27 protein-coding genes are annotated in these 24,017 nt (G+C 70.0%); 13 read left to right on the forward strand and 14 right to left on the reverse strand.

Annotated features, from left to right (window positions below; all coding sequences use genetic code 11):
• Positions 1–73: 73 nt before the first annotated feature.
• The 10 genes from C4B68_RS40320 to C4B68_RS40365 form a co-directional block, all read right to left on the reverse strand.
• A complete protein-coding gene (locus tag C4B68_RS40320; RefSeq protein ID WP_099505187.1) occupies positions 74–493 on the reverse strand; it encodes a conjugal transfer protein TraB in 420 nt (139 codons plus the stop codon).
• Positions 494–515: 22 nt separating this feature from the next.
• Complete coding sequence (locus C4B68_RS44270) at positions 516–2,708, reverse strand: ATP/GTP-binding protein (RefSeq protein ID WP_257217479.1); 2,193 nt, start codon at positions 2,706–2,708, stop codon at positions 516–518.
• 126 nt (positions 2,709–2,834) lie between these two features.
• The gene (locus tag C4B68_RS40330; protein WP_099505186.1) at positions 2,835–3,143 is read right to left on the reverse strand and encodes a hypothetical protein; all 309 of its coding nucleotides are present in this window, start codon (positions 3,141–3,143) and stop codon (positions 2,835–2,837) included.
• Positions 3,140–3,619, reverse strand: a complete 480-nt coding sequence (locus tag C4B68_RS40335; RefSeq protein WP_099505185.1) for a hypothetical protein — start codon at positions 3,617–3,619, stop codon at positions 3,140–3,142. The genes C4B68_RS40330 and C4B68_RS40335 overlap by 4 nt, the downstream gene beginning before the upstream one ends.
• 249 nt (positions 3,620–3,868) lie before the next feature.
• On the reverse strand, positions 3,869–6,037 hold the full coding sequence (locus C4B68_RS40340; protein ID WP_099505184.1) for a DUF2637 domain-containing protein: 2,169 nt from the start codon (positions 6,035–6,037) through the stop codon (positions 3,869–3,871).
• A 147-nt stretch (positions 6,038–6,184) separates the two neighbouring features.
• On the reverse strand, positions 6,185–6,559 hold the full coding sequence (locus C4B68_RS40345) for a hypothetical protein (protein WP_099505183.1): 375 nt from the start codon (positions 6,557–6,559) through the stop codon (positions 6,185–6,187).
• Positions 6,560–6,715: 156 nt separating this feature from the next.
• Complete coding sequence (locus C4B68_RS40350) at positions 6,716–6,901, reverse strand: DUF5999 family protein (protein ID WP_276311626.1); 186 nt, start codon at positions 6,899–6,901, stop codon at positions 6,716–6,718.
• Positions 6,902–7,073: 172 nt separating this feature from the next.
• Positions 7,074–7,331, reverse strand: coding sequence for a WhiB family transcriptional regulator (locus C4B68_RS40355; RefSeq protein ID WP_099505181.1), 258 nt, complete (start codon positions 7,329–7,331; stop codon positions 7,074–7,076).
• A 117-nt stretch (positions 7,332–7,448) separates the two neighbouring features.
• Complete coding sequence (locus C4B68_RS40360; RefSeq protein WP_240634789.1) at positions 7,449–7,946, reverse strand: ATP-binding protein; 498 nt, start codon at positions 7,944–7,946, stop codon at positions 7,449–7,451.
• Between the two features lie 212 nt (positions 7,947–8,158).
• Positions 8,159–8,935: a hypothetical protein gene (locus tag C4B68_RS40365; RefSeq protein ID WP_099505180.1), complete on the reverse strand. Its 777-nt coding sequence runs from the start codon at positions 8,933–8,935 to the stop codon at positions 8,159–8,161.
• Positions 8,936–9,426: 491 nt separating this feature from the next.
• Between C4B68_RS40365 and C4B68_RS40370 the strand changes: the two genes are divergently transcribed.
• The 4 genes from C4B68_RS40370 (at position 9,427) to C4B68_RS40385 (ending at position 13,203) form a co-directional block, all read left to right on the forward strand.
• Positions 9,427–10,185: a GntR family transcriptional regulator gene (locus tag C4B68_RS40370; RefSeq protein WP_099505179.1), complete on the forward strand. Its 759-nt coding sequence runs from the start codon at positions 9,427–9,429 to the stop codon at positions 10,183–10,185.
• A 585-nt stretch (positions 10,186–10,770) separates the two neighbouring features.
• The gene (locus C4B68_RS40375; RefSeq protein ID WP_218963941.1) at positions 10,771–12,093 is read left to right on the forward strand and encodes an NsdA family TPR-like regulatory protein; all 1,323 of its coding nucleotides are present in this window, start codon (positions 10,771–10,773) and stop codon (positions 12,091–12,093) included.
• A gap of 10 nt (positions 12,094–12,103) precedes the next feature.
• Positions 12,104–12,646: a GNAT family N-acetyltransferase gene (locus C4B68_RS40380; RefSeq protein WP_218963940.1), complete on the forward strand. Its 543-nt coding sequence runs from the start codon at positions 12,104–12,106 to the stop codon at positions 12,644–12,646.
• Entirely contained in the window at positions 12,646–13,203 is a 558-nt protein-coding gene (locus C4B68_RS40385; RefSeq protein WP_099505178.1) for a hypothetical protein, read from the forward strand. The genes C4B68_RS40380 and C4B68_RS40385 overlap by 1 nt, the downstream gene beginning before the upstream one ends.
• A 260-nt stretch (positions 13,204–13,463) precedes the next feature.
• Here the strand turns inward: C4B68_RS40385 and C4B68_RS40390 are convergent, their stop codons facing one another.
• A complete protein-coding gene (locus tag C4B68_RS40390; protein ID WP_143674432.1) occupies positions 13,464–14,111 on the reverse strand; it encodes a hypothetical protein in 648 nt (215 codons plus the stop codon).
• 851 nt (positions 14,112–14,962) lie between these two features.
• On the opposite strand from C4B68_RS40390, the gene C4B68_RS40395 reads away from it, so the two are divergent.
• The 3 genes from C4B68_RS40395 (at position 14,963) to C4B68_RS40405 (ending at position 17,934) form a co-directional block, all read left to right on the forward strand.
• Positions 14,963–16,450, forward strand: coding sequence for a helix-turn-helix domain-containing protein (locus C4B68_RS40395; RefSeq protein ID WP_104880080.1), 1,488 nt, complete (start codon positions 14,963–14,965; stop codon positions 16,448–16,450).
• Positions 16,451–16,459: 9 nt separating this feature from the next.
• Complete coding sequence (locus C4B68_RS40400) at positions 16,460–17,320, forward strand: DciA family protein (RefSeq protein WP_104880081.1); 861 nt, start codon at positions 16,460–16,462, stop codon at positions 17,318–17,320.
• 92 nt (positions 17,321–17,412) lie between these two features.
• Positions 17,413–17,934: a hypothetical protein gene (locus C4B68_RS40405; protein ID WP_099505175.1), complete on the forward strand. Its 522-nt coding sequence runs from the start codon at positions 17,413–17,415 to the stop codon at positions 17,932–17,934.
• Between the two features lie 96 nt (positions 17,935–18,030).
• On the opposite strand, the gene C4B68_RS40410 is transcribed toward C4B68_RS40405, so the two are convergent.
• The 3 genes from C4B68_RS40410 to C4B68_RS40420 form a co-directional block, all read right to left on the reverse strand.
• Positions 18,031–18,489, reverse strand: a complete 459-nt coding sequence (locus C4B68_RS40410; protein WP_143674430.1) for a hypothetical protein — start codon at positions 18,487–18,489, stop codon at positions 18,031–18,033.
• Between the two features lie 86 nt (positions 18,490–18,575).
• The gene (locus tag C4B68_RS40415; RefSeq protein WP_099505173.1) at positions 18,576–18,869 is read right to left on the reverse strand and encodes a UTRA domain-containing protein; all 294 of its coding nucleotides are present in this window, start codon (positions 18,867–18,869) and stop codon (positions 18,576–18,578) included.
• Positions 18,870–18,932: 63 nt separating this feature from the next.
• On the reverse strand, positions 18,933–19,244 hold the full coding sequence (locus C4B68_RS40420; RefSeq protein WP_099505172.1) for a hypothetical protein: 312 nt from the start codon (positions 19,242–19,244) through the stop codon (positions 18,933–18,935).
• Positions 19,245–19,351: 107 nt separating this feature from the next.
• Between C4B68_RS40420 and C4B68_RS40425 the strand changes: the two genes are divergently transcribed.
• The 6 genes from C4B68_RS40425 (at position 19,352) to tap (ending at position 23,987) form a co-directional block, all read left to right on the forward strand.
• Positions 19,352–19,756, forward strand: a complete 405-nt coding sequence (locus C4B68_RS40425) for a hypothetical protein (RefSeq protein ID WP_099505171.1) — start codon at positions 19,352–19,354, stop codon at positions 19,754–19,756.
• Between the two features lie 73 nt (positions 19,757–19,829).
• Entirely contained in the window at positions 19,830–20,063 is a 234-nt protein-coding gene (locus C4B68_RS40430) for a hypothetical protein (RefSeq protein ID WP_099505170.1), read from the forward strand.
• 197 nt (positions 20,064–20,260) lie between these two features.
• Positions 20,261–20,797 carry a hypothetical protein gene (locus C4B68_RS40435; RefSeq protein ID WP_099505169.1) on the forward strand — a complete coding sequence of 179 codons (537 nt, stop codon included), beginning with the start codon at positions 20,261–20,263 and terminating at the stop codon, positions 20,795–20,797.
• Between the two features lie 75 nt (positions 20,798–20,872).
• The gene (locus tag C4B68_RS40440; protein ID WP_099505168.1) at positions 20,873–21,202 is read left to right on the forward strand and encodes a hypothetical protein; all 330 of its coding nucleotides are present in this window, start codon (positions 20,873–20,875) and stop codon (positions 21,200–21,202) included.
• Positions 21,203–21,284: 82 nt separating this feature from the next.
• Complete coding sequence (locus tag C4B68_RS40445; protein WP_143674428.1) at positions 21,285–21,752, forward strand: hypothetical protein; 468 nt, start codon at positions 21,285–21,287, stop codon at positions 21,750–21,752.
• Positions 21,753–21,869: 117 nt separating this feature from the next.
• A complete protein-coding gene (gene tap, locus C4B68_RS40450; protein WP_099505166.1) occupies positions 21,870–23,987 on the forward strand; it encodes a telomere-associated protein Tap in 2,118 nt (705 codons plus the stop codon).
• Positions 23,988–24,017: the final 30 nt, after the last annotated feature.

The raw sequence follows: 24,017 nt of genomic DNA on the forward strand, positions 1-24,017 counted from the left end.
CTTCGGGAACGGGGCACGGGCGGCCCCGCATGTCGCGGAGCCGCCCGTGGCGGGGTGGGTTGGGGGAGTGGGGTCAGCGGTTGAAGAAGGCCGGCTTGGGGGTCTTCTCGCGCCGGTTGGAGCGGATGTCGTCCAGCGCGCCGTACAGCTTGGAGTGGGTGCGCTTGGTCTCGTAGGTGAGGTCGGCGGTCTCCTGGGCGGTGTCGTGGAGCCTGCGGACCTGGATCGCGGCACCACCCAAGGCGAGCGAAACGTTGTTGGTCAGCTCCACGAACTTCACGTCCAGGTCGGCGTTGGCGATGTCGCGGGCGACGCCCTCGGTGCGGGTGGCGTTGGCCTGCATGCTGCGCCGCAGCGACTCGAGGTCGAGGGTGGCGTCGTCCATGGCCTTGCCTAGCTTGTCCAGCTTGGCCTGGACGGCCTTGTAGCGGTTGTCGCCGTCGGCCGGTGCGGGCGCCGCGCCGCTGGCGCGGGGTGCGAGATCGCTGCTCATCAGCGGGTGTCCCTTCCTGCTTCTAGTCGTGGTGGGCGGCGGCCGACGCGAACTTCAGGCCCGCGTCATCCTTGGCGTCCATGTCCTGGCCGTACACGCGAGCGACCATGGCGGCCGCGAGCATGGCGGCCTCGTTGGCGATGCCGCACTCGATCGCGCAGCGTTCGGCCTGCTGCTTCATGCGCCCCGCGGCGTCGGCGAGGTCCGTGATCAGGTCGGTGACGGCGGTGGAGATGTTGTGGTCGCCGACCAGGTCGGCGGCCATCTCCCGCAGGGCGTCGGCGACCTTGCCGAGCGCCTCCGCGAGGGATTCGGCCCGTTCCTTGTCGATGCCGGCCTGGATGGCGATGTTCGCCATCTCCATCAGGTACTCGTCGAACGTGATGTCCGTGCGGTGCTGGGCAGCCAAGGTGCCCTGCCCGGACGGCCTGCTGACCTCCGCGCTGCTCACGCTGCTCCCTTCGCTGGTCGGTCGGCTGGTGCCGGGCCGCTTCGTGTGCGGCTCGGGGGCGGGCGGCAGGCCCTTGGTGCCGGTCGTCATGGCCGCGGGCTTGTCGGGGACGATGTCCGCGTCGACGATGTCGTCCTCACCCTTGGCGTCGGTGCGCGGCGGGCGGGTGGGCCGGTCGGTCCACTCCCACGTCGGGGTGGAGTCCTCCTCGCCGAACGGGCTGTCCGCCGGACGGCCACGCCGACCGGCGCGACCCGTACGACCACGCCCCGCCCGCCCGGTCCGGCCGGTACGGCGAGTACGTCCACGCCGTCCGGCCCTGCCCGTGCCGCCGGTGCGCCGGCGCCAGAACCGACGACGCTTCTTCGCATCGCCAGACGCCCCGTCACCGGCAGTGGAGTCCTTACCCGGCTCATCGCCCGCCTTGCCGTCCTTAGCGGCGCTGGAGGCCCCGTCAGAGCCGTCCTTGGCGGCCTTCCCGTCGGTGCCGCCGTCGGTGCCCTTGCCGTCGTCGGTGCCCTTGCCCTTGGAGTCCTTGTCCTTGGTCAGGCTCACCTTCTCGGTGCCGTCCTTGGCGTCCTTCGCGTCCTTCGCGTCGGCGCGGCGTTTGTCGAAGCGGCGCTGGGCTTCCTCCGTGAGGGCCGCACCGAGGGTGGTGCGGCCGGGGTCGGCCGACGCCGCGGCTTCCCGCTTCGCCTTCCGCGCCTCCCCCCGCTCCGCTTTCTTGGCCCGGCGGTCCTCCCATTCCTTCTGCCGGTTGGCGCGGGCCTGGTCGCGGTCCTTGGTCCGGTCGGCGACGCCGGCGGTGTGCCCGGCGCTGCGCCGCTCCTGCCGCCCGGCCTGCCGGACCCCGGCGCGCTCCTGACGGCCGCGGGCGCGCTCAGCGCGGGCGCCGGAGGCCGGGCCGTTCTGGCCCCGGCCGCCGTCGCCCCTTGAGCTGCCAGAGCCCGTCTGGGAGCCTTTCGAGCCCCCGGATGCCCCGTTGCGCCCGGAACCGGCTGCGCGGCCGCCAGAGCCCGCCTGAGAGCCCTTCGTGCCGCCCTTGCCGCCCCCGGTCGACCCGGATCCCGAACGCCCGGCGCTGCCGCCGGAGTTGGACCCACGAGAGGCGGGCCCCTTCGAGCCGGAACCGGAGTTGTTGCGGGACGGACCGCTGCCGCCCCCGCCGCGCGAGGGCCCGCCGCCACCGCCACCGCCGGCCTTCGAGCGGCCCTTGTCCGCCCCCAGGCCGGAGCCGGACGACTTCATGCGGTCGGCGTCGGCCTTTGACCGCGCCGCCGCCTTGTCGCCCTTCGCTTTCATCATCGCGGTGTGGAGCTTTCCGTTCTGCTCCATCATCGCGACTTCCTGCGCGGTGCGGCCCTCCAGCAGCGCAGCCTTCCGCGCTATTTCAGCCTCACGGAAAGGCGATTCGCTTTCATGATTGGCCCGCGCCATTTCCAGCCGGAATTCCAGCCAGTCACCGAGACGGTCAGCAAGGGAACGAGGCTGGACATATTCGCCTTCCTCGTATTCGCCTTCCTCTTCTCCGGCTTCCGGCGGGGTAATTCCGTCCGAGCGCAGCGCCGCCGCCGGGTCCGGAGCTGCCGGAATCGTCGGCAGTTCCATCGTCGTTTCTTCCGGCGACTCCGGCGGCGCGGGGGGAATGTCCTCCGGCGGCGGAATGGTGTCGGCGTAATCCGGCATCGGCGGTGGCACGTACGAGGAATCACCGCGCCAGGGGCCGCGGACCAGGATCCCGTTCGGGTCGTCCACGTCGGACACGATGCACCTCCCTCCTGGACTTGACAGAGCGTGGGGTCTTGTGTGCACGCGTGTGCACGTGCACGTGTGCACGCTTTACACGCGCGAGGCCCCGCCGGAGCCCGGCGGGGCCTTCGCTGGTGACGTTCAGTGACGCGGGGGGTGCTTCGCGAGGACCTGCTCCGCGTACTGCAGGAGGTCGCTCCAGATCCGTCCGTCGCCCTCCGCTCGCTTGTCCATCGCGGTGATGAACAGGCGGCAGATCTGCGCGAATCCGACGTAGACGTCGCCGCGACCGGCTTTGACGTCCTTGGCGATTCGGGATCGTGCCAGGCGGAGCCAGAATTCCATCTGCCCCGCCTCGCCGCGAGATTCGCGGGCTTTGTCCGCCTCTTCCTTCAGCCAGTTCCTGCGCCGTTCGATGGAGCGTTCAGCGCTGCTGAGGGGGCGGTTCACGCCGACTCCCTGTTACCCAGGTCGTAAATCGACGTAGGAGCACTATAGCCGGGATTCTGGCGCTGCGCACCCTGCTGCGGCGGGTTGGGTGCGGCCTGGAGCTGCTGCGGGTTCTTCTTCCGCTGCCTTTCCAGCTCTTTTTCCTTCCTGTCCTTGGCCGTATTCACAACGGCCTCGTCGTGGGAGCGGCGCTTATAGGCGCTCTTTTCCAGGCCCTCGGTGAGGTTGTTCAGGTTCTTGAGGACGTTCCCGAGGGCCTTTTCGACGGGCATCGCGCGCAGCCTCGCGTGGTACCAGCGGTCACCCTCCACGTGCGTCTTGCGCAGGTGAACGCGGGTCTCGATCGCCAGGGTCTCCAGGTTCTTGCCGATGTCCAGCAGGACCCGCTGAACCTCGGCCAGGTACCGGGCGGTTGCCTCCGGGCTCTGCGCCACGTCGCGCAGAGGTACGTGCTTCTGGTCGTCGTTGCTGTTCATGCGAGAAGACCTCCAGGTCTCGGGGTTGGGGAAGGGGAAAATCCGCGATCCCCGAGGCTGTTGCGCGGGGTTGGGGCGGTACTCGGTCGTGCCTGGCCCGCGCCCCGCTCGGGGCGGGCACGGGCGAGCGGCCTGCCGGCCGTGGCCGTCACCGGTCCGCGCTCGGGGTGCGAGCGCGGGCCGGTGGCGACCATGAGCGGCAGGGGTTCCGCCAGGGGGTGAGCGCGTCGGCGCTCACCGGGCGCTCACCTACGCGCCCGGGGCGGCCTCTTCGACCTGAGCGCGCAGGCGCTGAGCGGTCGGGCGGGAGACCGGCTTGTCGGACAGGCCCGCGTCGGTGAGCGCGTCGCGGATCTCCGTCCACTCGGGACGGCGCCCGAGCTCGGTGTAGAGCAGACGGATACGAGCGTGGCGACGCTCGGTAAGCGCCTCCGTCTCGCTGCGCGTACGAGCGTCCTCCGCTCGCTGAGCGTCCGTCTCCTCTGTGGCGCGCTCACCCTCGTGAGCGCCAGAGGTGAGCGCCGGGCGCTCACGCTCACCGCGAACCTCCCTGGAGGTGAGCGCGCTCACGTCGGGGTGAGCGTGCTCGGTTTCCTCCACGCGCTCGGTGGTGTGAGCGTCCTCGGGGGTGAGCGTGTCGGCGAGCGCGGCGGGCGCCGTGTCGAGCTTGAGCGCCATCCGCTGGTCCAGCGGAGCCTTCCAGCGCCACAGCCAACCGTGCTCTTCCTTGAGCTGCGCTCGCAGGTACGTCTGCTCCTGGAGGCGGGTGAGCGCCTCCTGGTAGGAGGTGATCTCCCACAGGATCATCCGGCGGCGAAGGCGGGCGGTGGGGATTGGGGCGAGGATCCAGCGGGAGCGGCGCACCGTCTCCATCCGCTTCTTGCCGGTGACCGCGCCGATCCGCGTGGCGTACACGTGGGAGGCGATCTCCGAGAACACCACCCACAGCAGTGTGAGGGCGGCGTGCCCGAGGCGCCCCGACATGCTGTCGGAGGCGTGCCAGTTCAGGTAGACGGTCACGGCCGTCAGCGCCCTGGGTACCCACCGGATCCAGCGCAGCTCCATGCCCATGCGGATCAGGACCAGGTTGGCGCCGGTGAAGGCGGGGATGGAGACGTCGATGCCGACCGGCAGCAGCCACGGCCACTCCCAGCCCCACCCGGCCGCCTTGGTCTCCAGCGCGGTGTAGGAGGAGAGCAGACCGATGGTGGAGACGGCTGCGGCGGCCAGCACGATCGCGACGACTCCCACCAGCTCCCACCCGGTCAGCGGCGGCACGGCGCCGGCGGGCCGGGCGTCGTTGCGTGCCTTGCGCCGTGCGGCGCGCGACTCGGTCCGGATCTCCCGGCGACGGGCCCGCTGCACGGTGCGCTGCGTCGCTGCCTCCATGACCCGGTCCGCTTCGGCTCGGGCCTGGGCGGCGGCGGCCTGGTCGGCCGTGGCCTTCGCCGCTGCCTCCCGGGCCGTCTTCGCATCGGCTTCGGCCTGTTCGCGCAGCCGGGCGACGTCCTTGTCGGCGGCGGCCCGCAGTTCCTCAGCGGTGGACCGGGCGTCGGCCAGGGCGCGGTCGGCGTCCTGGCGAAGGCCGGCGGCCACCTTCTCGGCTCCGGCCCGCACCTGCACGGCCTGGTCGTCAGCGCTCTCGCGCATCCGGTCGGCCTCGCCCCGCGCCCGTTCCAGCACATGTTCGGCGTCGGTGGTGGCCCGGGTGCGGGTCTCCGCCGCGGTGCGCTCCGCACCGGCCAGCAGCTCGGTACGCGCGGTCTCCGCGTCGGCGAGGGCCTTCGCGGCGGCCTGCGCGGCCTCGGTCTGGACCTGCTCCGCCTGGGCGGCCGCCGTGGTGGTGACCTCCTGCGCCTGGCGGTGCGCGTCGGCGAGCAGCTGCTCGACAGCCGCCTTGGCGTCGGCGAGGACCTGGTCGGCCTCACCGGCCGCCGTCGTCGTGACGGTGTCGGCCTTGCGGCGCGCGTCGGCGAGCAGCTGCTCCGCCGTCGCTTCGGCGTCGGCCCGACGCTGGTCGGCGTCGGCGACCGCCGTGGCGGCGGCCTCCGTGCGGACCCTGTCGGCTTCCTTCATCGCGTCAGCGATGATCTGCGCCTGCTCAGCGTTGACCGCCTCGGTGAATGAGGCGGCCTCCGTACGGGCGCCTTCCATCAGTTCGTCGGCGCGCTCCTGGCCGTCGGCGAGGATGCGGGCTGCGTCGTCGGCGGCCAGGTCCCGGAGGTCGGCGGCGCGGTCGACGGCGTCGGCCAGGACCGGGTCGGCCTCCGGGTACACCACCGGAGCGGTGTTCTCGGGTGCGGTGGCCTGGGCGGGGATGGAGGCCGGCGGCGTCGGAGCCTTGGCGCGCCCGTTGGCGCGGGGCTTCGCGGCCGGGGCGGCCTGGCGCCTGCGGCGGGTGGCGGTCTTGGGTGCCACGGTGGTGTCCTCTCTTACGTTCCGGCGCCTCGTGCAAGAGGTCACCGCGGGTCGGCGTCGGTCGGTAGGGTCGTGACCAGGCCCTCCGGGACCCCGGCAGCTCAAATGCCGGGGACTCGGAGGGCCGTCTGCGTGAGTGGCAGGTGGTCAGCGCTGGGCGGGCAGCGTGCTGCTGTCCTGCCCGAGGTGCTGGCGCAGCCAGGCGACGGCGGCCGGGGTCATCGCCCCGGTGTCCGGCTCGCTCAGCGGCGCGGTGTCGATGTCGTGCATCGCGTCCGTCGCCGGAAGCGGCCGCATGTAGTCGGGGTCGATCCCGGCGCGGGCCCGGTTGCCGCTCAGCTCCGTCAGGTCGTAGAGGACCTTGCCGGTGTCGGCGTGCCGCCAGGCCCGCTCCACCCGGCCGACGAACGTGTGGCCGGGCTTGCCGAGCCAGAACCGTTCGACGTCGCGGAACAGGACGATGTCGCCCTTCTTGTAGCTGGTCTGCGTCGGCGTGGTCTGCGTGCGCGGCTGCTGTGCCACGTTGTGTCCTTCCGTCGAAGTGCGCCGGCTCTGGGCTGTTCCCTGGCCGGGACGTGCGAAAGACCGGCAGCCCGTTGCGCGGGCGTCCGGCTGGTGGCGGTGCTGCGGGGCGGACAACAACTTCCGTTCCGCTCCCGGCAGACGGGAGGGGAGCGGTCAGACCGCCGTGAGTCGGCGCGGGGCGATGATCTGGCCGTCGGGGAGCAGCTCGCCGGTGTCCTCGAAGAGGAGGACCCCGTTGCACAGCAGGCTCCAGCCCTGCTCCGGGTGGCCGGCCACGGTGTGGGCGGCCTCGCGGTCGGGGCTGTCGACGGTGGGGCACTTCGGCGTGTGCATGCACAGGGTGGTCGCGGCCATGGATGAACTCCCTCGAGGCGGTTGGATGAGGTACGGACCGGAAGGCAGCAGCACGAAGTGGCCGGCTGCTGGGTGCGGTCCCTGCGTTCTCCGCCGCCACCGGACCGCGAGGGCCAGTGGCGTCCGGGCAGCGCAGGGCTGCGGGTGGGGTAGGTTGTCAGGCGCTCGCCTTGCGGCCGCGGTTGCGGGCGGCGCGGCGCTTCATCCGGCGCCGGTCGTCCTCGTCCAAGCCGCCCCACACGCCGGACTCCTGACCGGACTCCAGCGCCCACTGAGCGCACTGTTCGATCACCGGGCACCTGCGGCAGACCGCTTTGGCCTCTTCGATCTGAAGCAGTGCCGGGCCGGTGTTGCCGATCGGGAAGAACAGCTCGGGGTCCTCTTCGCGGCAAACAGCGTTGTGACGCCAGTCCATTACGTCCTCCAAGGCGATGGCAGTTCGGGGTGGTGGGCCAAGCCGCGGGGGCTGACGCGAGGTGATCCCGGCCCCTGCGGGCTGACCTTCTCGCGCCCGCCCCTGCGGCGGGATGTGCTACTTGGTGCCGTCGATGCGGCAGCGGATCTGCTTGCCGACCGGAGAGGGCACGACGTCCCAGCCGGGCGCCAGCATGTCCAGCAGGCCCAGGCCGCGCCCGGACTCCGCGTTGTCGCTGTCCATCGCCACCGCGCTGCGGTGAGGCAGCAGATCGGCGGCGGGGTCGTGCACGTTCACCTGGACGCTGCGCCCGGTGACGTACACCTCTACGGCCAGCGGCACGTGATCGCCGCAGGCCCGCACGGCGTTGCCGAGCAGCTCGGAGACGAGCCACTCAGCGGTGTCGGCGGTCGCCTGGCCGGCCCCGTACGCCATCGGCACCGAGGCGGTCAGACCACGCACCGTGCTGAAGGCGAACTCGGAGGCCGTGATGTGGGCGACGAAGCCACGGTCGCGGTGCTGGACGTACAGGCCAGGGACAGAGGCCGGAAGCGTCGGCCGCTCCGCTGAACGACGCTGGTCGGTCAGCCGAGCCTGGCGCAGCATCTCGTTCATGTCCGGGCTGGTGTCTCCTGGTGCACCAGGAGGAGCGGGAGATGTCATGATGGTGGTCAACCTGGTTCCTTTCCCAGACGGGATGGGGACGCTGAGCGGCCCCGGGGTGCGACCCGGGGCCCCTCGTTTTGACTGCCAGTACGAGCAGCCACGGCCCCGGCCTCCCCGATCGCTCGGGATGGCCGGGGCCGTGGTCGTTCGTGCGGGAGAGGTCAGGCGCTGATCCGCACCGGCTGCAGCGGCACCTCGGAGCCGCGGAACTCGGAGACCGTGTCGGCCGGGTGGATCCGGCAGGAGTTGTTGGCCTCTTCGACCGCCGTACCGCTGCGCTTGGCCATGGCCGTCTTCGCGCCGACCGTGGCTTCGCTGTGCTTCGCCCACACCTTGATCGACAGGTAGCGGGCGAGGAGCGCGTCAACGCGGGCTTCGCGATCCCGGAGCGGCTGAGCACGCTCCAGCTCCGCATAGACCGCGGCGAGCCGGGCACCGTCGGCACAACGGTGGGTGCCGCCACAGCGGCCGGCCACGCTGCTGGACCGGCACTTCTTGAGGTGCTCGCGGTAGGCGGCGAGCGCGTCGGCCACGCTCATGGACACCGGGGACATCCTGGTGACCGGCTTGGCCGGGGCCGGGAGCGGCTTGTAGTGCTGGCGGGCGGAGCGGCGGCCGGTCGCCGTGCTGTCGGCGGCGAGCATCGCCTCGCTCCACTGCTCGATCGAGATGTCGAGCTGGACGACCTGGTTGCTTCCGTCGCACCGGACGTGCTTCTCGCCTTCGGCGACCTTGTCGCTGATGCAGTGTTCGCGGATCACCAGTTTCGTGTCGCCCATCAGCCGGCGCCAGGTGCGGCAATCGGGGCAGACGAGGGACTTGACCTCGCCCTCACGGACGTTGATCTCCTGAGGGTCGATCTTGCTGAGCAGCATCGGCGCGCGGCGGTTGTCGCGCTTGGTGCGGGTCCGACCTGGACGCTTACGGTTCTTCGCCATCACGTTCCTTCCGGCGGGTGAAGCGAGTGCTGCCCTCTCTGCTCCGCCAGGCCGGCCTTGCGGCCGGGGGTCCTGGCGGACAGACAGCGCAACTTCGCTGTTCAGGGGTGGTTCAGGTGGAGCTATTCGGTACAGGCGCCGTCGACCGGGGGAGCGCGGGCTCAACCCCATTGCCGCCGCCCCGAAGGACGGTGACTCCTGCTGTTTTGCGGTGGTGCTCTGGTAGGGACCGAGGTTCCGGCTCCCTCATCCGGAACCGGCCTGAGGCCGGTTCCGGATGAGGGAGCCGGGTCCGTGGGGGGACCCAGCTAGGGACTTCACAACCTCGGTACCGAGGTTGCTCCCCCAAGTAGAACCTTCCTCGGTACCGATGTCAATAACATCAGTACCGAGCCTGTACTATGTGCGGGCTACTCCCGGCGTGGCCAAGCCGCCCGCGAGGTACCTCGGTAGCCAGCCGCCATAGGATCGATACCGAGGTTGGGAGACAGATGACCGACGAGACGGGCGCGCAGCTCACCAAGGCTCAGCACATCGCGGCTGAGTTGAAGGCAGCGATCGAACGCGGCGACTACGGCCCCGGCGATCGCCTGCCTGGAGAAAACGCGCTGGCCGCGCAACACGACGTCGCCACCCTTACGGCCCGCAGGGCACTGAAGATCTTGCGAGCCGAGGGCCTCATCGAGACCAAAAAGGGAGCCGGCGCCCGAGTTATCTCGTTCCACCCCATCCGCCGCCGCGGCATCCAGCGACTTGCCCGTCACCAGTGGGGAAGCGGGAAAACCGTCTGGTCGGCGGACGACCACCGCGCTCCGGACGTCGACCAGATCACGGTGCTGGAGGACACGGCCCCGCCACAACACATCAGCGACGTCCTTGAGTTGTCGCCCGGCGAGACGGTCTGCGTACGCAGCCGGCGATACGTCATGGAGGGACGCCCGGTCATGGTCGCGGAGTCCTACCTGCCGCAGTCGCTCGTTGCAGGCTCGCCCATCACACAGGCCGACACCGGACCCGGCGGCATCTACGCCCGCCTGGCCGACCTCGGTCACGCACCAGCCCATTTCCGCGAGGAGATCCGCGTGCGCATGCCCTCCGCCGAAGAAGCAGCCCGGCTGGCCATCCCCGCCGACAGAACCGTCATCAAGTTGGCGCGCACGGCGTTCGACGCCGACGGGCGAGCAGTGGAGATCAACGAGATGACCATGGACTCGGCTGCCTACGTCTTGGACTACGAGTTCGACGCATGACAATGGTCCGTGGCCACATGACGAGAGCGTCCGGCGGATCCGCGCCACGCGCGGCCGACGTCGTCGGCTGGCCACTGCGCTCACCGCTCTCGCCCGCTGGACGGCGTCAGCAGTGCCCGCAGGACCAGGCCAGTGACGCTGGTGCCAGCCGCCGCCGTAGCGATGTCGCGGACCACCAGGAGCAGGACCGAAGCAACCAGCCCAGCACTCAGGATCGCCACGATGGCTACGGCTGCTCTAGCCCAATGCCGCGTCTTCGGTGTGGGCGCGGTGCCACGTCCATCGCACGCGCATACATGGACAACGGACCTGAGATCAGCTGGACGACCGTGCGCGTCGAACACCTCGTGCCGGCTGTCGGTCATGGTGCCCTCCTCAACTCGCGGTCGGATCGCAGAATTTGCTGATCACAACCGTCTGATGGGGGAGCATGACCAGACGAGGTCCCTCAGCGGCCCGGTCCGGGACCTGGACCGGACAAGAACCGGACCAGAGGGGGACCAGGCCCTGTGCACTGCTGCTTTGCTGTCGTCGCAGCACGACACTGAGTTCCGCAGAGCACGATTTCGTGACTCGGGAGGACCGGTGGCCGGAAGCGCCCAACAGGGAGATCCGCGCACCACGTTGGAGTTTCTGCTGCGGGAGCAGCCGAAGACGTACGACGAAGTCGCTCGCGACTTCGCTCGGCTCGCCAGGGATCTGGGGGAGGACGTCACCCTCAGCACTCGGCATCTTCGGCGGCTCGCCAGTGGCGAGCGCACCAACACCACCCCTGTCATGCGTCGCGTCCTGCAAGCCATGTTCGACAGGTCGCTGGAACAGCTCCTCGCCCCATGGGACGGGGCTTTGCCAGCGGCGACTGCCGGATCCAATGGGCTTGTCGTTGTCACCGGCCGGCCCACCGCGGACAAGGAGCTCATTGAGATGGCAGCGAGGCGCGCAAAGAGCTTTGCCCTGACGGCAGGCCAGACCGAACTCACCACTGACGTCCTGGAACAGGTACACGAGGACGTGCAGCGGCTGGCGACCGACTATCCGCAGAAGCCGCTCACGGAGCTGCTTCCCGATCTGTTCACCACCCAGGACACCCTCTTCACGCTGCTCGAACAGCAGCGCCGACCGAGCCAGGCCCGGCAGCTCTACTTCCTGGCCGGCGTGACCGGTGGACTGCTCGCGAAGGCCTCGCACGACCTCGCTGACCCGTACGCGGCGCTCACCCAGGCCCGGACGGCGTTCGTCTGCGCGGACCAGGCGGACCACAACGGGCTGCGAGCCTGGATCCGTGGCATCCAGTCGCTGGTCTCGTACTGGGCTGGCCGCACTCGCGAGTCCGTCAAGTACGCCCAGTCCGGTGCGGAGTTCGCGCCGAACAGCACCGCCAGCGTGTGGCTCCCCGTGAGCGAAGCCCGCGCCTGGGCGGCTCTTGGCAACGCCAATGCGACCCGGGCCGCGATCGAGCGTGCCGAGGCCGCATGGGATTCCGTTGGCGAGGACGAGGTCGACGAACTGGGCGGACTCTGCACGTTCGGCCGGACCCGGCAGATCTACTACGCGGCCGAAGCCCTCTCCTGGCTGCCGTCCGAGGCCAACGCCGCGGCGGACTACGCGAACCGGGCCGTCAACGCGTACGAGGACACCAGCTCGCCTGAGTGGGCGTTCGGGGACCAGGCCGGCTCACGCAGTGCCCTGGCCATCACCCGGATTCGGGCGGGTGAGCTGGAGGGCGCCGCTGAGGCTGTCGCGCCCATGCTCGAACTCGTACCGGAGCAGCGGATCAACGGCATCGTTCACTGCGCCCAACGGGTTCACCGTGCTCTGGGTGAGTCGCCTCTCGCCGAAGCCGGCGGGGAGCTCCAGGAGCAGATCGAGGCCTTCACCCGTACGCCGCTCAAGTCCCTTCCCAGCTAGGAGTTCACCGTTGACGTATCCGATCCGCATCGTCGGCGACCAGGTCGTCCTGCGCGAGTTCGCCCGCGATGACGTCGACGATGTCCTGGCGATCATCGGCGACGACGCCGTCACGACGTGGCTGTCCTTCGACAGCCGCGATCGTGCTCAGGCCGTCGCCATGATCGAGGGCACGATCGAGCGCACTGCGCAGGAGCCCCGGACCGAGTTCTACCTCGGGGTGACCAAGCGAGACGACGACCGCGTGATCGGATTCGCCCGTATCGGCCTCGCCGGTGTCCAGGCTGGGAAGCTTGGCTACGCCGTCGCGGCGAAAGAGTGGGGCCACGGCTATGCGACGGACGCGGCCCGCACTCTGATCACGTACGCGTTCAGGGAACTCGGGCTCCACAGGGTCTCTGCCGCGATCGGGCCGGACAACACTGCCTCGATCGCTGTGGTGCAGCAGCTCGGGTTCACCCGCGAGGGTGTGCTGCGTGATCACGTGTTCACCAACGGCGCGTGGCGGGACAGCGTGCTGTTCTCCGTTCTCGCGCACGAGTGGAGCTGGTGATGGCGGGACGGTTCGTGCACTGCGCTGGCAGGACCAAGCTCACCGACGACCAGGTCGACGTGCTGAGGCGCGCCGATCCTCAAAGCCCGGTCGATGTCTTCACCGCCTTGCAGTGGTGTGAACTGTCGAACGGTCACACGGGGGTGCCGCACCACAGCGAGGTCACGTCCGTCTTCGAAGGGGACAACTGGTGGGTGCGCTGGAACGACGACGTGCACGAGCTCGTCACGTTGGACAGTTGCCCGGTCGATTGGGACCCGCAGGATGAAATCAAGTCCCAACCGTGCGGGCTCTTCCCTGACCACCCCGGCCGGCACGGCTGGGCTGAGAACGATCCCGATACGTGCGCGCACGCCGGCGCGGGAACTCCCCAGCAGATTTCCGAAGCCGTCACGTTCGACGGCCGCTACATCTCCGTTTTCGAGGCGCCGTGCTTCGGGTGCCCAGCGCGGATGGTCCAGGTGCGCATCCTGGATCCGAAGCAGGCCCGGCCGCCACAGGACCTCGGCGCCAGCGTCAGCATGTGGTCGTTCCTCAGTCCGGAGCTGCGGATATGACCGAGGCGACGGTGGCCGACCAGAGCGTTTGTATGTTCCTACCGGAAGCCCCTCTTCCTGGTGCATCCGGCGCTGATCGTGAATGCTGTTCTGGTCCTCTGCTTCCCGCCAGGCGGGCGGCCAACTGGGAAAGTTGCCCGCCTGACGGGAGGTCCGGCGAATCCGGCATAACCCTCTTGGCGAATCCGGAAAATTCTGTTCGGATCAGGGGCACTACAGGCGCGACCTGCGCGTTTGTAGTCCACAGCGGGTCGAAGACGTCATCTGGGAGGTGCGGCGAAGGGATGCGCAAGGTGCGGGGGAGCGTCCTTGGTCGTGGCCGTCTCGGGGCTGCGCGGACGCAGCGCGCGCAGCGCGGCCCGCAGCGTCGGCTCGTAGTCCGCGGGGTTCCAGTCGTCGGGCACCGTCACCTTCGTCCGCAGTCTCTCCCCGCCGACCCGGTGGACCTTGCAGTCGACGAACGGGACGAGCCCGAGGCCCTTGGCGTGGATGAGGACCGGTTTTCCGGCCTTCACCAGGTCGATGACCTCGAGCCGGGCGGTCTCGCCCAGCCGGTAGACGTGACCGTTGGCGCCGCGCTTGGTGGAGCCGACGACGACCATGCCGTCGAAGCTGGCAGCTTCCCGCTTCCACTTCTCTGCGTAGGTCTCCGGCGTGAACAGGTCGTCGAACTGCAGGAGTTCGGCGCCGGGCAGCCGGTGGCGGATCTTCGCGAGGCGCAGGTCCCACTCACGGCGGCGGGCGATGACCGGCGCGGCACAGATGTAGACGCGGACCGGGTCGCCGGCCTTCCGCCCTTCGCGGATCTTCTTCATGGCCGCGATGTACGCGCGCTGCTGCGCGGCGGTCGCGTAGGTGGCCACGCCGGGATCCAGGGCGTCCCAGCCGAGGGGAGGGGATGCAGGCATGGACATCATCTTGCCCTGAGCCACTGTCAGGCCCCGTCGCTGCACTCCGAGACGCCCCTTCCACACGGTTCTCGCCGACTCGCCCACGTCCCCCTCTGCACGGAGCATGATCGAGGGAGTATGGTGGCTGCGATCAAGATCTATCTGAATATGGAAAACCCCCAGCGCCTAAGCAACGCCGGGGGAGTAGAGAACCTGTTGGGAGGTCCTCGGTGTTCATGGCACCACTGTACCCGCGGGCCTTCTGGCCCGCACAAGATCCCCGCCGTCATCGCGATGTCTCGCGCTGCACGTCAGCGGGGCTTTTTCGCGTTCCCGCGCACCCCGACCAGCCCTCCGCAGAGAGGGTTGAGATGACGTAGGCCTGGGGCGGCTTCGCCGCCGGGACGCTCAGCTGCCCAGGTGATTCGCAGTCACCCCGGCTGGCGCCCCATCTGTCTCCGGAGGGCTTCGCAGGCCCTCTGAAGGGATTGTCCGCCCGGTTCGCACCCGGTCGAACAGTTCGATCTCTGGTTCTCGCCGAACCACAAAGCACCACGAGGGGGCTTTGTTATGCCCTCTTCCTGATTGAAGGAGGCCGTCGTCATTCTGCACCACCAGCTTGCCTCGCGCCAGCCTCGGCATGCCCGGTTGATCCGCATTTGCGGGTCTGGGTTGCCGCATGTGACGGATATTGCCCGCCCGGCATGTCCTGAATACGCACATGTTCAGGACGGGTTCTGGCTTGCCTCGGGAGCGCTCGCTCCTGTTGTCCACAGCCGCGGGGGTGTTCCGCCGCGTCGTCTATCCACAGGCCGTTCGGTTCACAGTCACCGGATGATCGTTTCTGGTACGTCAGCCCGGGTGGGCCGGTGAGCGCCGTGGCGGCGCCGACCGCCGCGATGATTCCCGCCCCGCGTCCGTCGGTCGACGACGTCGCGGTCTCCGTGCTGCCCGCGACGCTGTACGTGCCGGAGGCGTCCCAGTGGCTGTCGACGTCGACGGGCCGCATCGCGCCGGACGGCTACTCGTGGATGCAGGCGGTCCACTGGGTCGCTGGGTCCGGGCTGTACCGGCCGCGGCAGTACCGGTCGCACGGGCCGCGCTCGTTCGGGCCGACGACGGTGTTCGTCGCGCAGCTGCTCGCGGAGCTGTCGCCGTGCCGTCCGGGGATCGACTACCTGGTGCGCCGCACCGGGCTGTCGGAGCGGGCGGTGCAGAACCATCTGCAGATGCTGCGGGAGACGGGACTGCTCGCGTACGTCTCGAAGGGCACGCGGGTGAGCGGTGAGCCGCCGCAGGCATCCGAGTTCGCGCTGATGGTGCCGGTGGAGTTCGACGATGCACTGGGGATCCGTACGGCGGGCGAGGGCACCGGTCGGCGGATGACGGGCATCGCGGAGGCGGGCCGGGAGCTGATGGCACGCCTGGCGAAGCTGGCGGCCCGGAAGGTCCGTCGACGCCGGCCGAAGACGTCCTCGAGGGCCGGGGCGAAGGGTGCCCGGAAGGCGGCTTCTGAGGCTTCTGTGACTGCTGTTTCCGGTGGGTCGCGTTGCACCCCAATGGGGGGTGGTGCTGATGGTTCTTCTGCTGCCGGTACTACTTCTCTCCCCCCTGAGAGCAAGCTCGCAAGCGGGGGCAGCAAGTCACCCGTCCCCAAGAAGTCCAACGCCAAGGCCGGCGGTCGCCGGAAACTGAACACCGTCGGGCGCCGCTTCCAGCTGGCAAGGGAGCTCACCCAGGAACTGGACTGGCTGCGCGGCTGCTCGGTGCCCCGGATCGCCTGGGTGGCCCGCGGCGTCGCTGATGCCGGATGGACCGTGACCGACGTGAAGGCCTGGCTGCACTTCCGCGGCGAGGCGGCCCACGTCCGTCGGGGCTCCGGCCTGCTCGCCGTGCTGCTGGCGAACGCGGTGACGGTCCTGGACACCCCCGCCAAGCGGGCCGACGCGATCGAGCGGTGGCGCGGTGCCCAGGAGGCCGCCCGCCGTGACCGCATCCGGCAGGTCCGCGCCCGCACCGAGCGGTACGAAGGCGACTGGCAGGCCCCGGTCAGCCGCTCCGTCCAGCGCGAGGTCGAGGCCGCTTTCGCCCAGGTCAGGGACATGGAGCACGGCGGCCGCCACCAAGACCAGGGCCACGCCGGCGACGGCCAGGACGCGGGACTGGAGCTGGGCGGCGAAGAGCTCACCGCGCTGATCGCCACAGCCGAGGGCGAGCTGATGCAGGGCGAGACGACGCTGATCGACGGCTTCGACAAGGAGACGGCGCTGCGGATCTTCGGCGAGGAACTGATGCGCACCGCCCGCCGGATCGAACGCCTCGCCAACAGCTCGCTGACAACCATCCGACACCGGTAGGAGGCCCACATGACCGAGACGATCAACCCCACCGAGCAGACCAGCACCAACACGCCGGAGGTGTCCGGCGTCGACCTCGCCCGGGTCGCCCTGCGCCAGGCCAGGGAGGCAGCCAAGAAGCGCGGCGACAGCGAGGCCCGCGCCCCGCGCCGCCGCCAGCAGACAGCCGTACGGCGCGACGGACGCGAGCCGAGCGGGTTCGCCGCCGTACTCAAGGGCCTGATGGCCGACCGGGCCTGGGAACTCCCGGCCGCCGGCGGAACCGTGCTGGACCGCTGGCCCGACATCGCGGCCTCCATCTCCCCGAAGCTGCCCAGCCACGTCACCGCCGTCGCGTTCCACCCAGAGAACGGGCAACTGGACCTGCGCCCCGACTCGCCCGCCTACGCCACCCAGCTACGGCTCATCACCGCCCGGATCATCGCCACGGTGAACAACGCGGTCGGCACCGACGCGGTGCGCACCGTCAGGGTCCTGCCCTCCGGCGCCGCCCCCGACCCTCGTACGACGCAGCCCGCACCGGCGGCACCGACGCCGCCCGAGGCACCGGTGAAGACCAGGGAGACGGCGTCCGACGGCTACCACCAGGCCCTCACCGCGCACCAGGCCGTCGCGCCCCCGAGCCGGATCGACCGGGGCATCGCGGAGGCGGTGGAGCGGCAGACCAGGGCGATGCGCGAGCTGAGCGCCCGTGCGTTCCCCGAGCCTGACGAGGCGTCGGCCTCGATCGCTGCGGCTCAAGCTCAGCGACGCCGCGACGCCGAAAAGACCCGGATCGCGGCCCTGCGCCAGGCGCGCAAGGACCGTGCTGCCCGGCAGTCCGGTACGGCCGCCCTCCCGCAGCCGGCTGAACTGCGGACCACGGCGTGAGCCGGGTGTCAGAAGGAGTGACGGTGCAGGCCGGGACCGGGATGGCCGGTTCCGGCTCCGCCACTGCTGAGAGGTGGGTAACTTCCCGCGGTATGAGCGCACACCGAGCTTCCCCAGACGAGCCGTGGCCGGGCTGGTCGACCAGCCGGGCGGCTCAGGCCGCGTACGGCAGGCACCTGGTCCGCATCGGCGAACTCATCCCCGTGCTGCTGTACTCCAGCGCCATGGAACGCCGGCAGCTGGCGGCCGCGCACACCGCCGGTGACCAGGACCACGTCGACTTCCAGGTCAACAGCCTGGCCCGGGAGTGCCGGGACGACCTGCTCGAGCTCGCCGCCGTCCTGGACGCGCTCGCCCTGTGCCACGGACACGGCAGCTACCTGCCGCGCCCCTACCAGGAAGACTCCCGTAGTCCGGTGCCGAAGGATGTCGAGCTGCGCACCGATGCCTCCGACGTTGCCAGCGAGCTGGTCAGTCACGACCGCCAGCACAAGACCAGCGTCACCGGTGACATTCCGTCGGCCTTGGAGAACGGCTGCACCGATGCCGAACGGGACGCCGTTCGCGCCTACGCCCGCCGGGAATGGATCACCGCTCAGGAGAGGTACATCTGACCGCATCGCGCACCGCTTCGAGCGGGCCGGCCGCGCGGACTACCGGCTGTTGCAAGCTGTGCCGCCCCGAGCTGCCCACGACGTCGTAGCGCGTGGTCAGGCGCCGGACCCAGATTCGGTCTCGCCGGTGTCCGCAGCGTCACCGCCGACATGGAAGAGGTCGCCCGGCGCGGACCAGAGGGCGTTCCCGAGGAAGTACATGGCGACCAGGCCGGCGCCGATGAACCCTGCCCAGCCGACGATGAGCACGACGATGTTGCTGTCGCCTCGGTCGGCGCTGTAGGCCACGCCCTGCCCGGTGGTGAACAGCCACGGGAACCACGCCGTCTGACGGAAGCCCGGATCCGCGTACCGGCCGTTTCCCCGGCGCCACGCCAGCAGAGGGAGCGATGCGAAGCCCACGCTGGCCAGGCAGTACATGTAGGCGAAGAACGTGTTGTCGATGAAGCGGTGGCCGTTGGTGATCCCGAGGTAGGCGACTCCGGGCAGGAAGAGCGCCGCCGCCAGGCCGAAGCCGAGCACGTCTCCGCGTGTGCGAACCGGCTCTGCCGTCACGTTCCACCCCGTTCTGCCGATCGACCTGTCACCGGGCACCGTATCGGGCACAGGGCGGGTGACGGGCCGACCGGGGCCGGGGCCGGCTACTCGCGCTGTGCGAGGTCCTCCGGCGTGGGCTGGTACCGGATCGCGTGGGGGTGGCCGCTGTAGTTGACGGTCACCGTGTGCTGCAGGACGTCGTCCTCGGCGTCGTAGAAGACCTGCTCGATCACCAGGCAGGGCCGCTCGGTGGAGATGCCGAAGTCCTGCGCCTCCTGGGCGTTCACGAAGCGGGCCATGGTGCCCGTGGCCACCCGTACCGTGCCCGGGGGCGCGTTCGGAGGCAGCTCCGGTGTGGCGTTCGGATGCGTCCAGTCCATCTCGTCCTGCTCCGCCATGGCTACTTCCCCTTTGCGAGCTGGGCGACGCGGCCGACCGACAGGCCGCCTCGATGTGACCTCCTACGAGGCATCGGGCTCCGCCGGCGTGGTGGCTCCCTTCGGAGCTCGCGGTGAGCGGCTGTGGCCCCGGGCGATGCCGCTGACGCGTTCAGGCTTGACCTTGAGATACGGGGCCTGGTCGGTGTAGCTGATGCCGTCGCGTTCGTTCAGGGTCACGACGACGTGCTGTCGGCGCTGCCGCAGGGCCTTCTGCAGTTCGGGGATCGCCAGGAGGGCGACGCTGAGCAATGCGGCCTGTTCGAGGGTCTCGGGTCCCTCGAACAGGCTGGCCAGCGGTTTGAAGACGTCGGGGAGTTCAGGGAGTTCGTCCATACGGCAACCGTAGTGGGTACCCGCTAAAAAATCTAGTGGGTACCCACTTGACCAAATTGATGGGTACCCACTAAATTTGAAGTCAGCGGAGAGCAGAGGAGACGGAAATGGACGCAGTCACCGCACAGATCGGCACCACCGACTGGCACCTCACGGGCATCCGCACCTCCCACGCTGGCGAGACCTGCGGCCACTGCCCCCGCACCCTGAAGAACCTCTACGACATCAAGAACAGCCAGACCGGCCAGACCATGACCGTCGGTCGCGGGTGCTGCAAGAAGGTCACCGGATGGACCCTCGCCGCAGCCGAAGCCGCCCGCATCCTCCGCGTCGCCGAACGCCAGGCCCGGAAGGTGGCGGCGTGGGCGGAGTTCACCGCCGAGTACCCGCAGATCGCCAACCAGCTGGCCGCCGACACCTCGCCCTCCGCCGCCGAGGTCAAAGACGAGATCAAGACCGGCCCGTCCTACCGCTGGGCCCACTGGGTCCGCGTCTACCAGACCCGCCACTGACGCGGCACCGGCCAGGGGGAGCCCCGCCAACACGGCGGGGCTCCCCCTGTGCGTCACCCCCAGAAGGGAAGCGATGAACAACGAGATCAAAGACTGGCGCGGGACGCCCATCGCCGACGGCCTTCATGTGGTGTTCCCCCGCAAATGGAAGTCCTCTACCGAAATGTGCGAAGGGATCGTGCGCGGGCTCACCGCCACCGGCCGAATCCGGGTCGAGCTCACCGCGACCTCGCGGCCCCGCAGTGGGGTGCACACCGGGAAGCCGCTCTATGCGGTCCCCGCCCACAGCGTCACCGTCATCACCTGAAACCAGTCGCCTCGTTCGCCGCCGTCGCCGCCGCGACTGCCCTGCCGGGCATCCCGCTCGGCTATCGAAACGGCCCGGAAGCGGCACGCGCACCCTGAAGCGAGTGGGTACCCGCTAAAAAATCTAGTGGGTACCCACTTGACCGATTTGATGGGTACCCACTAGATTTGAAGTACCGGAGAACAGGGGAGAGGGACATGCGGCAGCAGTGGTGGACCATCGGCAAGCAGCACATGAACGAGGTGGCCGGCGCGAACGGCCACACCCTCGCCTGGAAGCGCCTGCCGCGCGAGTCGAAGGACCACGCCCTCGTCTTCGAGGGCACGTGCACCGACTGCGGTGCAACCGTCTGCATCGACCGCTACGCGTCCAGCACCACCGGCATCCGCGACGCCCGCAACGAGACCTGCTCCGGGCCCGGCACCGCCGTCCTCACCGAAATCGAGCAGGAGCGCGCCAGCGAGCTGTTCGCCGAAGCGGTCGGTGAGTACGTCCAGGACCTCAAGGACGCCGGCGTCACCTTCGCCCGCCCGAAGGCGCCGTTCCGCAACCCGCTCGCTCCCGACAACCAGTGCGGGTTGATGAGCAAGGACGGCTACACCTGCACCCGCCGCCTGAACAAGCGAGGCACCCACAACATGAGCGGCGTCGGCAGCGGCCCCGACCACGTCGGCACCCACCCCGACGACGACTTCACGATGCCGTTCGACGACGACGACCTGCTCCTGGCCTGACCCGCCCCGCCTGGCCCCTCGGGGCCGGGCCCCGCACCACCTCAGGTACTGCCGCCTCCGAAGTGGAGAGAGACCATGCCCAAGACCGCCAAGGCCTCCGTGACGATGACCGTCGAGCCGCTGTCCCAGCAGCACATCGAGGTCCTGCGCCTCGCGGACACGCCGCACCTGAGCAACAACTTCGACCTGACGATCGCCCCGTACTCGGTGTGGATCACCTACCGGCGCGAGACGGGTGCGAGCGAGTACGCCTGGGACGCCAACGTGTCCGGCTACCGCGTCCTCGCGAACGGCGTCGTCGACATGGACCCCGCCAACATCCACCTGTGGAGCGGCCCCTACCAGCAGGACACCCCCGACTGGCTGATGGACCTGATCGAGAGGTTCGCCCCGACCTCCTGGTAGCCCCGCACCCCGAACCCCCGGCCGCGCGCCGGGGGTTCGCCGTTCAACCGACCAACTCACCCCGGAACAGGGAGACATGACCATGGAACTGGCCTCATCCACCATCACCGGCGTCATCGGCCTGCTGGGGATCCTGGTCGGCTTCCGCCTGCAGGAGCGGTCCGCCGCCCGCCGCGACGGGCTCGCCCGGCAGACGCAGCAGCGCCAGGAGCTGCGTCAGGTGTTCGTCCGCTTCCTCACCCGGCTCGCCGCGATGCGCCGCCTGCAGGGCGAGCGCTCCGTGCTGCGGGAGGCCGGCGCGTCCGAGGCGGAGCAGGCAGCCGCGAAGACGGCCGCGCTGGAGGCGCGCACCGCCGTGGGCGAGGCCCTGACCGAACTCCAGCTGCTGACCGACGACCCGCACGTCCTCGAGCTCGCCGCCCGCGTCGTCGACGTCACCTTCACCCTGCACGAGGCCCCTGACCGGGCCGACCGCGACCGGCGCGGTGACCTCGCCCGGGCCGCGCACAACGCGTTCGTCGCCGCCGCCGGCCGTCTCGCACGAGCCTGACCGCCAAACCGCCACAAAGCGTCATTTTTCTACACACAATAAGATCCGATCGGGTTAAAAGAATGGGTTAAATGTAGGGGGTAAGGCTGCTAGTGTTCATGGTGGAGGTAGATACAAATGGCAACTGAGGAAGAGCTGTTCGCGAACATCGACGCCTTGCTGGAGGAGGAGCCGCAGCTCCCGCCTCCGGCGGAGCGTGCCCGGCTGCGTGAGGCGGCCGGTATCACCCAGGCCCGTCTCGCGGTCGCGCTGAAGACGACGACGCAGACGGTGAAGAACTACGAGAACGGCCGTACCGAGCCGAAGCCGCCGCGCCTGGAGGCGTACCAGCGGCTGCTGAACGGCTGGGCGGCGAGGTTCCCCGCCCACGGAGCTCCCGCCGTCGCGCCCGCCCCGGCTTCCGCGCCCCGCCCGGAGCCGGTCCCGGAGACGTTCTCCGGCCCGGCCGCGACCGAGGCACCCGCCGCCGTGGAGGCGCCCGCCGTCCAGGCCGCCCCGGAGCCCGAGCAGCGCCCGGCCAACCTGTCCGCGGCGTCGACGTCGCGCCGACCGGCGAAGAAGCGTGCCGTGCCCGCGGTCGACTCGCGGTTCCCGCACGGCCCGCTCGCCGTGCTGGACGGCGACGGTTCCGCGTACGGTGTCGACGGCATCGTGCTGGACTGCCCCGCTCGCACGATCCCTGAGCTGGTGGAGTGGACGCTCAAGGAGTCCGGTCTCGGTGCGCCGAAGCTGCACAAGAACGGCAAGGACTCCGACCCGCTGATCGTCATCACCGAGGCCGCCGCGGTGAAGTTCGGCCTGCCGGAGCGCCTGGAGGACCGCCGGGGTCTGCGACTGGAAGAGGACCACCCGGTCGTCAAGCAGATCATCAAGGCGAAATGGCAGCTGACGAGGCGCGGGTTCGGCCCGTGGGCGCGGATCTACCGCAAGGCCCAGGGACGCGAGCGGCAGTGCGTACAGCTCGCGATCCTGTCCTGGGACGCCCTCGATGGCCGCTCCTGGCCCGGCGTCACGGAGATGGAGCCGGCCGACATCGCCCGCGTCCTGGGTGTGTACGCCCAGCGCGTCATCACCCCGCGCGGCGGCACGGCCGTCAACGGGCTGGAGCTGATGACCGCGCTGCGCCCGCCGACCCGCGCCGTACGCGACGAGGAGACCGGCAATTGGGTGAGCGGCCACAATCCCGGCTCTCTCGGAACGGAGCCGATCGACCCGGCGCCGCCGGAGGCCCGGCCCGAACACCCCGTCGCGCAGGGCTGGACGGGCGGGTTCCTGAAGGAAGAGGCATACGAGTGGGTGCGGCCGGTGGACCTGCTCACCGGTGACGAGGCGGCGCTGCCGTACGCGGTCGGCCTGGACCTCAACACGGCGTTCCTCGCCGCCGCGGCCCGGCTCACCGTGGGCCTGTCCGCCCCGGACCACTTCCACGCCCCGGCGTTCAACCCGAAGATCCCCGGCTCCTGGCTGGTCGACCTCTCCGGGATCGAGCTGGACCCGCGCCTGCCTTCGCCGTTCACGCCGTCCGGCAAGCGGCCCGAGGGCCCGGCCTGGTACCAGACGCACACTGTCGCCTACGCCCAGGAGCTCGGCTACAACGTCCAGCCCCTCGAGGCGTACCTGCGCCGCGAGACCGGCGCGTACCTGGATCCGTGGCACGACCGGCTCAAGACCGCCTACGTCGACACCCTCGCCGACCTCGGCGTCACCAAGGACCTGTCCGACACCGAGTTCCTCGCGGCGATGGAGCAGCACAAGCAGATCGACCCCGCCCTGACGGCCGTGCTCGCCGCGATCAAGGGGACGGTGAAGGGCGGCATCGGCAAGCTGTTCGAGGGACCGCAGGGCAAGAGCCACCGCGACGGTGAACCGTGGCCGGCCATGCAGCGCCCGACCTGGCGCCCCGACATCCGCGCCGCGGTCATCTCCAAGGCGCGGGTCAACATGCACCGCAAGCTCAACAACATGGCGAAGATGACGGGCCTGTTCCCGCTCGCCGTGCTCTCCGACTGCGTCGTCTACCCCACGCCGGGCGCCTCCCCGCTGGATTTCCTGCCGTACGCGGCCTCCGGCAAGCCGCAGCCGGGCGGCTTCCGCCTCGGGCCCACCCCGGGCCTGGCCAAGCTGGAGGGCGTGCAGGAGATGGCGTGGGCGGTCGACCTGATGGAGCAGGGCTACAACCCCGCCCGGCACATCAAGGGCGACGGCCACGACGCCGTCCTGGACGAAGGCGAGTAGGCGAGTGCTGTCTACCAGGGGAGGCCCTCT

The sequence above is a fragment of the Streptomyces dengpaensis genome, assembly GCF_002946835.1.
Taxonomy (GTDB): Bacteria; Actinomycetota; Actinomycetes; order Streptomycetales; family Streptomycetaceae; genus Streptomyces; species Streptomyces dengpaensis.